The sequence below is a fragment of the Halobacillus locisalis genome (assembly GCF_013694105.1).
Classification (GTDB): domain Bacteria; phylum Bacillota; class Bacilli; order Bacillales; family Halobacillaceae; genus Halobacillus; species Halobacillus locisalis.
Window position 1 is genome coordinate 1,142,566 of sequence record NZ_JACEFG010000002.1, and the last position, 13,070, is coordinate 1,155,635.

A 13,070-nucleotide genomic window follows, 5' to 3' on the forward strand; every position below is an offset into this window, starting at 1 on the left:
AGGTGTTTGGGTTCTCTACTGAAGTAAGAAAAGGGCGTAGTGGGAAATGACTCGCTTTCCTGCGGGGGAACCGCCGAGCCTCCTCGGTCGTTGACACTCCCTGTGGGGTCTCGCCTTGGTCCTTCTCCCGCGGGAGTCTCGCCATTCCCACCACACCCACCGAAAATAGTTAGTCGGACCATTCATTGATGAAAAGAAGCACGTCTGTCTGAGTAGGCTGAGTAAATGTCCGATATAGAGGATCACTTGTCCTGATTGAGCAGATAGATGTCTGAAATCGTACATCTGTTGTCCTGATTGCTCAGGTAAATGTCCGAATTGGGGTGCGTTCATCCAATACATCCCGCTGGAGTCGCATTGTTCACGGCCCCACTTTTCGGGATGTGATTTCGAGAGACTATTTTGGCAAGGGGAGATGGGGAACGCGGAGACTCCTGTGGGATTAAGTGGGACAGCTGAGACCCCGGAGAGCTTTAGCTAGAGGAGGATAAGCGCCCGCCCCACGGAAAGCGACTCGTTCCCCATCTCCCCCTTCCTCACTACAAAAGTCTCGAAATTGAGTGTTCAAGGTTACTGCCCGATTGTTGAATAAGTTGCTGCTAAGATTCCATTGATCATTCAAAACAGGGTTGGTTTGATGTTTTAAGAATACGAATCGTGATACTATAATATTATCTATTAATGAGTAAAAGGATGTTCGGTATGTTTGTCGTCATGTTTGTCATAGGATTGATCACAGCGTTTGTAGGAAGTATCGCTGGCTTAGGAGGGGGCGTGATCTTAGTCCCCGTACTCCTTTTCTTAGGAGAACGTTTTTCTTCGTTTGATTGGGTAACCCCTCAGGCGATTGTAGGTATATCTTTAGTAGTCATGATCTTTACTGGAATGTCTTCTGCTTTATCTTATATGAGGCATGATCGAGTCGATAAAAAAATAGGGTATCTGTTTTTGATAGGAAGTATACCCGGAGGAATCTTAGGTGCCTGGATCAATCAGTTTATGAAGACAGATGGATTCTCGCTATTTTTCGGCATCGTGATGATTTTCGTTTCAGCTCTGTTCTTTCTACCGAGGAGAGAAGCTGGGTCTCCCTTATTTAAAACCGGTATGAAGCGAGAAAAAGTCATAGATGGACAAACGTACACTTATCAAATGCCGATAGCAATCGGGTTGGTGTTGTCGTTTATTGTCGGTTTGCTTTCGGGACTCCTTGGAATCGGTGGAGGGTCTTTGTTGACACCAGCCATGATTCTGTTATTTAGTATCCCTCCCCACATTGCGACAGCGACTTCGATGTTTATGATCTTTTTTGCCAGCATATCGAGTTCAGGGACACACATTTTATTAGGACATGTTGAGTGGGCTCATACTCTTTACTTTATACCAGGTGCCTACTTGGGAGGAATGCTCGGGGCAAGGGTGAACCGGAGAATGAACGGACAATTGGTGGAATGGTTTTTACGGGTTCTACTCATTTTAATTGGGGTTCGTTTAATCTGGCAAGGAATAGGATGAGGAGAATGATGATGAAGGAAAAATTATTTCTATACTATACAAGTGATCTTCATAGTCATTTTGAGAATTGGCCTCAAATCATTGGCTATTTTAATCAACAAAAGAAAAAGCATGAGCGTAAAGGTGAGGATTACTGGCTGTTGGATAACGGGGACCACGTTGATCGTTTTCATCCCATTGCTGAAGGGCTGATGGGAAAAGGGAATGTCGAGCTGATGAATCAAGCTGGTTACCATATTGCGAATTTAGGGAACAATGAAGGCATTACCCTGTCTGAAGAGAACTTGCATCAACTTTATAATCAGGCAGAATTCGACGTAGCTTGTGCAAACTTGACTTATATGAACGGTTCTCAGCCGGAATGGTTGCGCCCTTATCAGATCATGACATCCAAACAGGGAACAAAAATCGGCATTATAGGATTAACAGCTCCATTTAAAACGTTCTATAAACAGCTAGGGTGGGATGTTCAATCCCCATTAGATGTCATGGATGAGGTCCTCCCTGAAGTACGTGAACAAGCAGATATTGTTGTTTTGCTTTCTCACCTTGGTATTAATGACGATGAAGAAATCGCACGCAAGTATAGAGGCATTGATGTGATCATCGGGGGTCACACCCATCATTTGTTTCAGAATGGTGAGTTTGTAGAGGGCACTTTATTAACGGCTGCAGGAAAACATGGCACCCACCTTGGTGAAGTGATTTTGGAATGGGATGATCATCAAGCCAAAGTAACAAATAAACAGGCCTATGCGATTTCGACCGAAAATATGAAAAAGGACGAGCAAGCAAACTTGGATGTACAACGCAAGCGTGAAGAGGCTGTTCGTTACCTCCGTACACCGGTCACTTCGTTAAAGGAGACCATGAACATTGCATGGTTCAAAGAGAGTCGTTTGATGCAACTGTTAACAGATGAATTGAGAGACTGGACGAGTTCGGATATCGCGATGTTAAACGCGGGTGTGTTACTCGATCATTTATTTGAGGGCGAAATCACTTACGAAGATGTGCACCGTATATGTCCTCACCCTATGAATCCATGTAAGGTGGAATTGAAGGGTGACGAGGTCATGGAAGTCATTCGTGTTGCCCATACAAAAAAATTGACCGAAATCCGTCTGAAAGGCTTCGGTTTCCGTGGAGAAATTATAGGGAAAATGATTTTTAGTGGTATAGAAATTGTAGGGAAACAAGGCGAAGACGGCACCTACTATGTCAGAGAGGCAAGAATAGACGGTGAACCGATCGACTTTGATCGTGTGTACACCTTTGCGACAGCAGATACGTTCACTTTTGGCAGACTCATTCCGGAAGTTGCCTATGCAAAGAAGAAGACATACTACATGCCGGAATTGCTTAGGGATTTGCTTGCAGAAGCATTACAAAATAGAATATACTAGTGTCCTTGGTCATTTTATTACAATAACTTCTTGAAAGTACACAACAATTTGTTTAGGAGCATGCCATGAGGTTAATCATAAGAAGCGCACTTGAAGCAGGGGATGAACTAGGAAAAACCATATATAATGAAAATGGACAGATTCTCTTAAATAAAGGGGTTATCTTAACGCAGCGAATGATCGACCGGATGGAAGACTATCATATCACGTATGTGTATATTGAGGATGAAGATACGAAGGATATCGACAGTAAGTATCCGATTTCCGAAGAGTTACGTTTAGAGTCAGTCCGGTCGATTAAGCGGTCTTTTGCAACGGCTCAAGAGTATGAAACCCTTAAAAATGGTCTTGTCTTTGAGAAATCTGCGACAGAAATGACGAGCATCGTACGATCCATCATGGATGAACTTCAACAGAATAGAGAAGCGATTACATTGTTATCTGATGTTTTCACCTATGACGATTACATATTTACACATTCCTTAAACGTTACAATGTATGCTCTTGCTTTAGGTAAGCAACTTCAACTCCCTTACAGCAAATTAGAAGAATTAGGTTTGGGAGCCATTATGCATGATGTCGGTAAGATGATGGTGCCGAGGGAAGTACTATTGAAACCTGGACGTCTAGAAGCCCAAGAATTCGAGACGATCAAGACTCACGCTGAGATGGGATTTGAATTGCTTAGAGGGTCGAGGTCCATACCCTTAGTAGCCGCTCATTGCGCCTTTCAGCATCATGAACGACTCGATGGATCCGGGTACCCACGAGGCATAAAAAATGATGAAATTCATTTATACGGAAAGATTCTGGCTATTGCTGATGTCTTCGATGCTGTAACGAGCAACCGGGTGTATCGATCAGCAATGCTTCCGCACGAGGGGCTGGAGATTCTGTATTCAGGTGCGGGGACATTATTTGATCATCAGATGGTAGAGGAATTCCGTAAATGCATTGCGGTTTATCCGAACGGCCTTTCTGTCGAGTTGAATGATGGGCGCAAAGGAGTCGTCGTTAAGCAGAATGACCATTTATGCGACCGTCCATTGGTCCGAATTTTTGAAGAGCAGGGTCTGAAGCTTGAAGAAAAGTATGATATCGATCTATCTGTCGAGTTGAATATCGTGGTGAAAAATTGTGATACAATCTCCGTCAGTTAATGCGTAAACCCTTCCTTCCCATCATATAGATAGGTCAGGAGGGGTTGTTTTATGCCAAACAAGAGGATGACGAATGGTCCCTCAGTGGGCAAAAGAATTGTCATCAGTTTTCTATGTTTCTTACTTTTTACAGGAGCGAGCCTTTGGTATATCAACCGCGGTTTGACTCCAGCCCTAGTTGGAATTGCTGAAACAAAGACTCAGCAATTCGCGAGAGATGCTATAAATGAAGCCGTCAGCAAACAAATTTCTGAAGATCTTCAGTTTAAAGACCTTGTGAAAATGGAAACCGACAACGATGGCAACATTGTGTATATGGGGTGGAATTCGGTCGTGGTAAACCGCGTATTAAGAAATACGACGCTCCGTGTACAAACGTACTTAAAGCGAATGGAACTGAATGAATTACCTATGGAGGATACCTCGATTGAAGCGGAGTTGGATCCTGAGATGACACAAGAGGAGTTAGGGGAACAGCCAGCGACTTTGATTGAAATTCCAATCGGTCAGGCAACGAACAACACACTTCTTGCTAACCTAGGCCCTAAGGTACCCGTGCAACTCAGGGTGATTGGGGATGTTCAATCAAACTTTGAAAATGAGCTGACCGAATATGGAATCAATGCAGCGTTGTTTGAATTATCGATTCATATTGAAGTCAATGTCAGAATCGTCATTCCGTTCTCCACCGAAACGACCACAGTAGCGACTGATATTCCGATTGATACCGCTACCATTCTAGGGGAAGTTCCAAACTTCTACGGAGCACCAGGGGATAGCAATCAGTCTCCATCTTTTTCTTATCCGATGGACCCCTTGCAATAATATGAATCTGCTGATAGAATGGCAAAGAACTGAATATGCGTGACCTTATCAGATCGGTGAGGTAGAGGCGCAGGCGTCATGAGTAACCAATGGGAGTCCGACATGCATTGATCATTGGTGAAAGGGGGGCCTGCCGAAGTAGAAGGAAGTGATGTCAAGCTTTCTTCCGCTGGTGTGTATTTGAATAAAAGACACACTGTCATGCATGCTTTTTGGGTGCATGGGGCGCTACTGATCGAAATGGAGGATAATCAAATTGCCACTAGAGGCGATGGTAGGTTATTTTCTATCATTGTCTTTTTTTATTCCTCAATTTTAATCCACAGTAGCCTTCCAAATCCCGTTTACATCATTAGATTTTTACGGAGGGAACATCATGGAAGGAACAATTTACTCATTAATTCCAGCAGTCCTTATGCTGGTCCTTGTTTTACTAACGAGGAGGGTCATCTTATCACTTGGGATCGGTATCATAGTTGGAGCAATCATGCTCACGCAACTCGATATTGGTGCAAGTGTGAATTTGATCTGGTCTTTATTCTCAACTATTTTTGTAAGTGAAGGTGCCCTTAATATGGGTAACATCTATCTATTATCCTTTTTACTCTTATTAGGGATAACGACCGCGTTTATGACAGCTTCTGGAGGAAGTAGAGCCTTCGGGAAGTGGGCGGTAGAAAGAATTCGCACTCGTCGTGGAGCGAAACTGATCCCTGCCATTTTAGGTATTATCATATTCATTGATGACTATTTCAATGCTTTAGCGGTAGGACAAGTAGCTCGCCCTGTAACCGACCGTTATAAAGTTTCGAGAGCTAAACTCGCTTATTTCATAGATTCGACATCTGCTCCGATTACGGTGATTTCACCTATATCAAGTTGGGGTGCTTATATCATCGGAACGATTGGAAGCATCTTAGCCGCTAATGAAATTACAAACTATCAAGCTCTTGAAGCATTTGTTTTGATGATTCCGGCGAACTTCTATGTATTTGCAGCGTTGTTGCTCGTCTTTCTGACCATCTTCATGAAGTTGGATATCGGTGCTATGAAGACGCATGAATCACGTGCGCTTCAAACAGGCGAGCTGACAAATCCTGATAAAGGGGACGTTCCAGGGGATTTGAATGATGAATTCAAAGAACACGGAAACGGCCGAATCTATCATTTGATTTTGCCGATTATTGCTTTGATTGTGGGAACAGTGGCATCCATGATCATAACAGGAATTCGTAATACAACAGAGGGTCCTGTCGACGCCTTGGCGATTTTTGCTAATACTAATGTAAACATCTCGCTCTTTGTCGGTGGACTCGCTTCGGTTATTCTTGCCGCTATTTTGTACCTTGTACAAGGTGGGGAGAAATCATCAACGGGACGTGTGTTTGCTGAAGGTCTAAAAGCGATGCTTCCGGCCATATATATCCTTATTTTTGCTTGGATGATCGGCGATATCATCAGTCAATTGCAAACGGGTGAATATTTAGCTCAGCAGTTCAGTCAAGCAGATATAAATGTAGCTTACTTGCCGTTGCTCATATTCATCATCTCAGGCTTTATGGCTTTGTCGACTGGGACTTCATGGGGAACATTCGGGATCATGTTACCAATCGCAGGAGAAATCGCTGCTGTAACCGATCCAACGATGATTCTACCTGCATTGTCTGCCGTGCTAGCCGGTTCTGTCTTTGGTGATCACTGTTCACCTATTTCAGATACGACCATTTTATCCTCAACGGGGGCAGGAGCAAATCATATTGATCACGTGCTGACACAATTGCCATATGCATTAATTGCGGCAGGCGCAGCATCTGTCGGCTATGTCATTCTTGGATTGACCGGTTCTGTATGGATTCCGTTCGCTGTCACATTACTCATTGTTTTGGCTGTAGGTCTAGCTATTCACTTTTTCCGGTCGAATAGCCAAGCTATGGAAAAAAATTAAGCAAAAAAAGGTAGATGCTCACGATGAGCATCTACCTTTTTTTATTTCTATTAATATTAAACAGGCAGCAAAATGAAAGCATTTGTTTATGTAGTATGTGTCAATATTTTCTATTTTCTAAATATTTAAAAATCACTTTGACAAGCACGGAAGGGATGGTTATAATTTAAACAGAAATAATCAGAAAAAAAGAAAAATTATGAAACATCCTTTTTAGTTAATAGGTGGGCTGAAAAGGTTGGAATATCAAAGGGAGGTCTACACATGGAAAATCGTGCACAATGGGGGACAAGAGCCGGGTTTATCCTAGCCGCTGTTGGTTCAGCAATCGGTTTAGGTAACATTTGGCGTTTCCCCGCAGTAGCTTATGAAAATGGCGGAGGGGCATTCTTCATTCCGTACTTATTTGCCTTATTAACAGCAGGTATCCCACTACTTGTGATGGAGTTTACATTAGGACACAAGTATCGTGGTTCTGCACCATTATCGTTCTTCCGCATGAATAAGAAAACCGAATGGCTTGGTTGGTGGGCTGTACTTGTATCATTCGTGATCTCAACGTACTATGCCGTCATTATTGCCTGGGCAATCCGCTACAGTTTCTTTTCCATCAACCTATCATGGGGAGAAGACACAGAGAGCTTCTTGTTCAATGATTTCTTACAGTTGACGGTTACTCCTGGCCAAACAGGGAATATGGTCATGGGGATTCTCATCCCGCTTGTGATCGTATGGGTCATTACGCTTGGCGTACTATTTGCAGGTGTTAAAAAAGGAATTGAAACAGCGAACAAAATCTTCATTCCGACACTTGTCGTCTTATTCTTAATTATCGTTATCCGTGCCATTACATTACCTGGGGCAGCTCAAGGGTTACAGACATTCTTTGCTCCTGATTTCAGCCAGATTATGAACCCGAGCGTGTGGGTGGCGGCTTATGGACAGATCTTCTTCAGTTTATCCATTGCCTTTGCCATTATGATCACGTACTCCAGTTACTTACCGAAAAAATCTGATATTACGAACAATGCTTTCATCACTGGTTTCAGTAATTCCAGTTTTGAATTGTTGGCAGGTATCGGAGTCTTTGGTGCACTAGGGTTCATGGCGCAGCAAAATGGTGTAGGTGTTGAGGAAGTTGTGTCTGGAGGGGTAGGACTTGCATTTGTCGTCTTCCCGCAAATCATTAATGAATTTCCGGCATTGAGTGGTCTGTTTGGATTCTTATTCTTCATGTCACTCGTGTTAGCTGGACTTTCTTCCTTGATTTCGATTTCTGAAACGTATGTTGCAGGGATAAAAGAGAAATTCGGTTTGTCACGTAAAGCGGCCGTTGCGGCTGGTGGAGGTCTGGCAGCTGTCATTTCCCTGCTATTCGCGACTCAGGGTGGATTGTTCTTCTTAGACGCTGCTGACTACTTCATCAACCAGTTTGGTGTAGCTTTTGTCGGCCTTGTAGAAGTAGTTGTCATTGCTTGGTTCGTACGGAAGCTTGGCGATTTCCAGAACCATGCCAATGGAGTGTCTGACCTGCATCTTGGCGGATGGTGGAAAGTATGTTTAGGAGTTATTACTCCGATCGTACTTGGTATCATGATGTTCCAATTGTTTACGAAGAACTTGTTCAAGCAATTTGAAACAGACACGGGGAACTATGAAGGATATTCAGATACATTTATCCTATTCGGTGGTTGGTCCGTGGCCATCTTCGCGATTGCAGTCGGTTTCCTCATGACGGCTAAGCGTTGGCACACAAGTTCACTTGAAGAAGAAAAAAGGGAGGTAAGCTAATATGACAGCTAGTGCAATTGTTATGATGCTTATCGGAATCGTGATTATTTGGGGAGGCCTTGCCGCAAGTATCGGCAATGCAGTGAAAAAATCCAAATAATCTATATGGTAAAAAAGCGTCGCTTCTTTCAAGCGACGCTTTTCTTATTTGTTCTTTTCCATTCGCTCCCAACGCTTCAAGTAAGGATATGGATCAAAAGACCATTCATTATTTCCGTTATCCTGATACATTCCATAGTGTAAGTGAGGAGGGAACTTACCGGAGGTTCCAGGAGGACCGTAACCGGAAGCTCCTACACCACCAATCACATCACCAGGTTGAACGACATCACCGACTTTCAAATCTTCAGAGAAGTTCTGAAGATGAGCGTAATAGTGGTAAATGTTATAAATGTCTCGAATACCGACACGCCATCCTCCGTATCGATTCCACCCTTTCATTTCAATTACGCCATAAGTGGTCGATTTAACAGGTACACCGTAATTGGCGAAGATATCCGTTCCTTCATGAATTCTACGGCCACCGAATCCTCTTGCATCCCCCCACGTTGTCCGATAGCTATAATTGGCCTCAATAGGAACAGGGAAAGATCGATCCGTCAGCGAGACGGTTTGAAACTTCTGAAATACTTTAGCTGTGTTCATAATCGTTTGAACCGTTAAATCACGCTTGTAGTAATTCCATAATGCAATCTTAATATCCTCTTTAGTAGTCCCGTAACTATTGATATATTGCCCCAGAGACCAGAGAACATCTTCATCATTATTGATGTCTGTCTTGCCGTCTCCGTTTCCATCCCCTCCCCAACCTTCAGGGAAGAAATCAGTCGGCATTTCTCCAGCAGTTCCGGTCCAGAACATAGGGTCTGCTTCCAAAGCTGTGAGTCGTCCTTCTTTAGGGTTGTCATGAATCTGTCTCTCATATTGGTCAACAGCTGCCAAGTACTCCCATGGAATACCTGTCACAGCTTCCGTTTTTTGATATAACGCCATACGGGCTTGACTGTCATCCTTTTTCTCTGCGTAAACCGGATGGCTTACTCCGAGTAATACGGATAACATAACTAGCATCACACGAATCATTTTCATCTTATCACCTACAAGGATTTGATACCTTTAGGATGAGCACTGTAGATAAGGTTATGTTTGGGAATCAAAGGGAATTAAGATCCAGTACTCATTCCATGGTCGCCCATTTGGTCATCATTTTGCTGAACTTTACCTTGAGGTGCTTCTTTCATTTTGTTAATGATACTATCAATCACTTCGCGGTATTGATCGTCGTACACGGTTGAAGTACTTACGCTCTGGATATCGGTGAAAGCGGCTGACTTATCAGAAGTATAGACGCGATAAAAAGCGGGTACCATCGAGTAGGCTGTCTTTTGAACCATATCGGCTGCTTCTTCACGATCGTGATTTTCCGGCGCCTGGTAGGCAACAAGAACTTCATAATCCGTAACTAGCGTTGCGACATCTTCAAACCCATCGTAGCGTAGAATCATGCGTGAAATCATATCCGCCATCTGTTCCTTATTTACTTTAATCTGACGTTTCTGCTCAACCTCTTGGTCCAATTGATCTTTCTTGAATCGGACATAACCTACTTGTCCATCTAACGGTTCCTCATTATAACTATCCATGGCATTCCCGTTCAACGTGTCTTCATTTTTACTTGTTTCTTGTTTATTCTCGTTTTCCATGCATCCAGCCATCATGATTAAAACGATAAACAAGGGAATGAACAACGATTTGTACATCGTATTTTCCTCCTTTTAACGTATAGTTTTTTCATATTTAGTTTTGTCTGTTTTATGAGATTCATTCGACATTTAGTTACTTGGCATTCATTGTCAGGATGAAAATATGGTACACTATGTAGAAGAGTAGAGGTGATGAAGGTGATCGAATTTTTCGGGAAAACATATGAGATCGTTGAAGATTATCGTGAAGGTTTTCAGCAAGAAGATGTGGAAAGCCGCTTCAGCGATATTTTAAGCAAGTATGATTTTATCGTAGGCGATTGGGGATATGGCCAGCTTCGTCTGAAAGGGTTCTATGATGATCAAAATTCTAAATCAAGCTTTGATACGAAGATCAGTACGTTAGAGGATTACTTATACGAATATTGTAACTTTGGGTGCGCTTATTTCGTCATGAAAAAAGTGCAGAAATAAAACCGGTGTGCTTTCACTAAAGCACACCGGTTTTTTAGTAGAAACAAGCGCCATTTCATGATGAGGCAACTTATTTATTCCATTTCTTCTTCATTAGGTTTCACATCTTCGCCTGGTTCATCATGCGTTGGATGTGCTCCGTCCTCTTGCCTGGGGAGGTCCTGGTGTAAAGTTTTGTACTCATAATTGAACGCACTGTAATAACGCTGTTTTTTTGTCCATGGAGCACTCTTTTCATTGGAAACGGGCTTCTCTTTGTTGCGTGGTGAACCATAAGCTCCTTCTGGGAGTTGCTCAGGAGTTAAATAGTTCCTTTGTGCCTCCACATTGGCAAAATCGGAATAATTCTTCTTATCTTTTGACCCCATAACGAAACCTCCTTTAGCTTCTGACAATGAGAAATCATGGTGGCATGTTGAGGAATGATGGATGTTACAAAAGGTCCGGTAGATAGTTCCTTAATTCCTCTGCTTCCATAGCGCTCAACTGAAATAAATGCTCTAAGTGGCCATCTTGGTTAATCGTGTCATGGTCAAGCAATGCTTGTCTGTTCTTTGGCAAATTAATGACCATGGTTTGATTGTTGAAGCGCTCTGCTTTCATTAAAGCTAGTTCAAAGCGATGACTCCCAGCTGTAAAGGACACGAATCGTGTACGTGTTTCAAGTGTATGGTCCTCTAAAAGTGGACGTTCTCCCATTTCAGTATCATCTCCTTTTCTAAATGATTTGTAGCCGTATGATGAATTTCGTTAAATCTACACGCTCAGAATGGGAACACACTTATTGTTTCCTATCTTGTGTGTATTAGTCTTATTTTTGCAGTTTTTAATCATGTTTTGACACTCGAGTGGGGTGATGTCTTAAAATTGTGATCTTCAGTAGAGCGTGATACATTATTGCATACGCTTTGACCACATAATATGTCGCGTCAGCTGAGTCTAGATTTGGTTGAATTATGTTATCATTATGGTTAGATTTATGTAATAACGTCCTTTGGAGGGTGAACAATGTATTTTGTAAATCGAGAAAAGATGGAAGAGATCTTAAACTATATGGAAACGGTTATGGATGAGCTGAATAAACATTCGTATCAATCTTTTGCTGATCAATTATTATTGGAGCGCTTGATTCATGTCAGTATTGAATGCATCCTTGATGTTGGAAATATGATGATTGATGGATTTATTATGCGTGACCCTGGCAGTTATGATGATATTATCGATATACTGACTGATGAGCGTGTGCTTCCTGAAGAGGAACAGGAAGGGTATAAAGAATTTGTCCGATTACGTAAGTCAGTCGTTCAACAATACACTATTATTAACCACGAACATTTAGTAGCGGTTTGGAACAAAGAAAAGTCTTCACTAAAACAATTCCCAGTCAAGGTTCGTACATACCTTGAACAAGAATTGGGGCCAGTGTCTGCTTTTTCCAGAAAAGATGAGTAGGGTGAACAAATGAAGGAATATAAAGGATATTTAATTGATTTAGATGGAACGATGTATAGAGGTGAAGTCGAAATTGAGGGAGCAGCCTCCTTTGTTCACTACTTAAAGAAGCAACACCTTCCTTACTTATTTTTGACTAATAATTCCTCCAAAACAGCAAATCAAATTGCAGAGAAGCTTGTTGGTTTAGGCATACCGGCAGATGAGAAGCAAGTCTTCACCAGCAGTATGGCCACCACCTCCTATATAAGTGATCGAAATGAGAAGGCAAGGGTATTCGCTATCGGAGAGTATGGACTGATCGATGCCCTGGAAGAAGAAGGACACACGTTGGTAGAGGAAGACGCTGATTATGTCGTGATGGGCATTGACCGTGACATTTCGTATGAAAAATTGACGAAAGCTTGCTTGAATGTGAGAGCGGGAGCTACGCTCATCAGTACGAACGGGGATATTGCCATCCCGACTGAACGTGGGATGGTCCCTGGAAATGGAGCACTTACTTCTGTTGTTTCCGTCAGTACAGGTGTTGAGCCGATTTTTATCGGAAAGCCCGAGCCCGTTATCATGAGTCAAGCGCTTGAGGCAATAGGAATGGATAAGGAAGACGTGCTGATGGTGGGAGATAATTATCTTACAGACATTACGGCAGGTATGAAGGCGGGACTTGATACGTTAATGGTTGAAACAGGGGTCAGTACCTTCGAGGGGATCAAAGGCTACAACCATCAACCAACGTATACGTATAATAACCTCACCGATGTCATAGCAGCATTAAAAAGCGAATAGACCACTTAAT

At 42.6% G+C, this 13,070-nt stretch carries 14 protein-coding genes and 1 riboswitch; of the genes, 10 read left to right on the forward strand and 4 right to left on the reverse strand.

Features of this window, described 5'->3' with window-relative positions; translation table 11 throughout:
- Positions 1-681: 681 nt before the first annotated feature.
- The 7 genes from H0266_RS12650 to H0266_RS12680 all read left to right on the forward strand — a co-directional run bounded on the left by H0266_RS12650 (position 682) and on the right by H0266_RS12680 (position 8,742).
- Positions 682-1,515, forward strand: a complete 834-nt coding sequence (locus H0266_RS12650; protein ID WP_246363888.1) for a sulfite exporter TauE/SafE family protein — start codon at positions 682-684, stop codon at positions 1,513-1,515.
- Between the two features lie 11 nt (positions 1,516-1,526).
- Complete coding sequence (locus H0266_RS12655) at positions 1,527-2,921, forward strand: bifunctional metallophosphatase/5'-nucleotidase (protein WP_246363891.1); 1,395 nt, start codon at positions 1,527-1,529, stop codon at positions 2,919-2,921.
- A gap of 65 nt (positions 2,922-2,986) precedes the next feature.
- The gene (locus tag H0266_RS12660; RefSeq protein WP_181472735.1) at positions 2,987-4,081 is read left to right on the forward strand and encodes an HD-GYP domain-containing protein; all 1,095 of its coding nucleotides are present in this window, start codon (positions 2,987-2,989) and stop codon (positions 4,079-4,081) included.
- A gap of 51 nt (positions 4,082-4,132) precedes the next feature.
- Positions 4,133-4,906 carry a sporulation protein YunB gene (gene yunB / locus H0266_RS12665; protein ID WP_181472736.1) on the forward strand — a complete coding sequence of 258 codons (774 nt, stop codon included), beginning with the start codon at positions 4,133-4,135 and terminating at the stop codon, positions 4,904-4,906.
- 54 nt (positions 4,907-4,960) lie between these two features.
- Positions 4,961-5,145, forward strand: a riboswitch (Lysine riboswitch).
- Between the two features lie 137 nt (positions 5,146-5,282).
- On the forward strand, positions 5,283-6,851 hold the full coding sequence (locus tag H0266_RS12670) for a Na+/H+ antiporter NhaC family protein (protein ID WP_181472737.1): 1,569 nt from the start codon (positions 5,283-5,285) through the stop codon (positions 6,849-6,851).
- A 264-nt stretch (positions 6,852-7,115) separates the two neighbouring features.
- Positions 7,116-8,642, forward strand: a complete 1,527-nt coding sequence (locus tag H0266_RS12675) for a sodium-dependent transporter (RefSeq protein ID WP_181472738.1) — start codon at positions 7,116-7,118, stop codon at positions 8,640-8,642.
- A 1-nt stretch (position 8,643) separates the two neighbouring features.
- Complete coding sequence (locus tag H0266_RS12680; RefSeq protein ID WP_181472739.1) at positions 8,644-8,742, forward strand: methionine/alanine import family NSS transporter small subunit; 99 nt, start codon at positions 8,644-8,646, stop codon at positions 8,740-8,742.
- Between the two features lie 44 nt (positions 8,743-8,786).
- On the opposite strand, the gene H0266_RS12685 is transcribed toward H0266_RS12680, so the two are convergent.
- Positions 8,787-9,704: a M23 family metallopeptidase gene (locus H0266_RS12685; RefSeq protein ID WP_246363892.1), complete on the reverse strand. Its 918-nt coding sequence runs from the start codon at positions 9,702-9,704 to the stop codon at positions 8,787-8,789.
- Positions 9,705-9,805: 101 nt separating this feature from the next.
- Positions 9,806-10,402 carry a YhcN/YlaJ family sporulation lipoprotein gene (locus H0266_RS12690; protein ID WP_181472741.1) on the reverse strand — a complete coding sequence of 199 codons (597 nt, stop codon included), beginning with the start codon at positions 10,400-10,402 and terminating at the stop codon, positions 9,806-9,808.
- 141 nt (positions 10,403-10,543) lie between these two features.
- Between H0266_RS12690 and H0266_RS12695 the strand changes: the two genes are divergently transcribed.
- Positions 10,544-10,819 (forward strand): YutD-like domain-containing protein, encoded by a 276-nt coding sequence (locus H0266_RS12695; RefSeq protein WP_181472867.1) that lies wholly within the window; start codon positions 10,544-10,546, stop codon positions 10,817-10,819.
- Positions 10,820-10,893: 74 nt separating this feature from the next.
- Here H0266_RS12695 and H0266_RS12700 read toward each other — a convergent pair whose 3' ends face one another.
- Together H0266_RS12700 and H0266_RS12705 are read right to left on the reverse strand one after the other, a co-directional pair.
- Positions 10,894-11,187 (reverse strand): cytosolic protein, encoded by a 294-nt coding sequence (locus tag H0266_RS12700; protein WP_181472742.1) that lies wholly within the window; start codon positions 11,185-11,187, stop codon positions 10,894-10,896.
- 64 nt (positions 11,188-11,251) lie between these two features.
- Positions 11,252-11,518, reverse strand: a complete 267-nt coding sequence (locus H0266_RS12705) for a DUF3055 domain-containing protein (protein WP_181472743.1) — start codon at positions 11,516-11,518, stop codon at positions 11,252-11,254.
- Positions 11,519-11,827: 309 nt separating this feature from the next.
- Between H0266_RS12705 and H0266_RS12710 the strand changes: the two genes are divergently transcribed.
- Together H0266_RS12710 and H0266_RS12715 are read left to right on the forward strand one after the other, a co-directional pair.
- The gene (locus H0266_RS12710) at positions 11,828-12,271 is read left to right on the forward strand and encodes a DUF86 domain-containing protein (protein ID WP_181472744.1); all 444 of its coding nucleotides are present in this window, start codon (positions 11,828-11,830) and stop codon (positions 12,269-12,271) included.
- A 9-nt stretch (positions 12,272-12,280) separates the two neighbouring features.
- On the forward strand, positions 12,281-13,060 hold the full coding sequence (locus H0266_RS12715) for a TIGR01457 family HAD-type hydrolase (RefSeq protein ID WP_181472745.1): 780 nt from the start codon (positions 12,281-12,283) through the stop codon (positions 13,058-13,060).
- Positions 13,061-13,070 lie beyond the last annotated feature (10 nt).

Excerpts from the sequence above, each read along its gene's own strand:
- H0266_RS12660 (WP_181472735.1), top strand. The coding sequence starts at position 2,987 with ATGAGGTTAATCATAAGAAGCGCACTTGAAGCAGGGGATGAACTAGGA.
- yunB (WP_181472736.1), top strand. The coding sequence starts at position 4,133 with ATGCCAAACAAGAGGATGACGAATGGTCCCTCAGTGGGCAAAAGAATT.
- H0266_RS12700 (WP_181472742.1), bottom strand. The coding sequence starts at position 11,187 with ATGGGGTCAAAAGATAAGAAGAATTATTCCGATTTTGCCAATGTGGAG.
- H0266_RS12685 (WP_246363892.1), bottom strand. The coding sequence starts at position 9,704 with ATGTTATCCGTATTACTCGGAGTAAGCCATCCGGTTTACGCAGAGAAA.
- H0266_RS12715 (WP_181472745.1), top strand. The coding sequence starts at position 12,281 with ATGAAGGAATATAAAGGATATTTAATTGATTTAGATGGAACGATGTAT.
- H0266_RS12690 (WP_181472741.1), bottom strand. The coding sequence starts at position 10,402 with ATGTACAAATCGTTGTTCATTCCCTTGTTTATCGTTTTAATCATGATG.
- H0266_RS12705 (WP_181472743.1), bottom strand. The coding sequence starts at position 11,518 with ATGGGAGAACGTCCACTTTTAGAGGACCATACACTTGAAACACGTACA.
- H0266_RS12680 (WP_181472739.1), top strand. The coding sequence starts at position 8,644 with ATGACAGCTAGTGCAATTGTTATGATGCTTATCGGAATCGTGATTATT.
- H0266_RS12670 (WP_181472737.1), top strand. The coding sequence starts at position 5,283 with ATGGAAGGAACAATTTACTCATTAATTCCAGCAGTCCTTATGCTGGTC.
- H0266_RS12710 (WP_181472744.1), top strand. The coding sequence starts at position 11,828 with ATGTATTTTGTAAATCGAGAAAAGATGGAAGAGATCTTAAACTATATG.
- H0266_RS12655 (WP_246363891.1), top strand. The coding sequence starts at position 1,527 with ATGAAGGAAAAATTATTTCTATACTATACAAGTGATCTTCATAGTCAT.
- H0266_RS12650 (WP_246363888.1), top strand. The coding sequence starts at position 682 with ATGAGTAAAAGGATGTTCGGTATGTTTGTCGTCATGTTTGTCATAGGA.
- H0266_RS12675 (WP_181472738.1), top strand. The coding sequence starts at position 7,116 with ATGGAAAATCGTGCACAATGGGGGACAAGAGCCGGGTTTATCCTAGCC.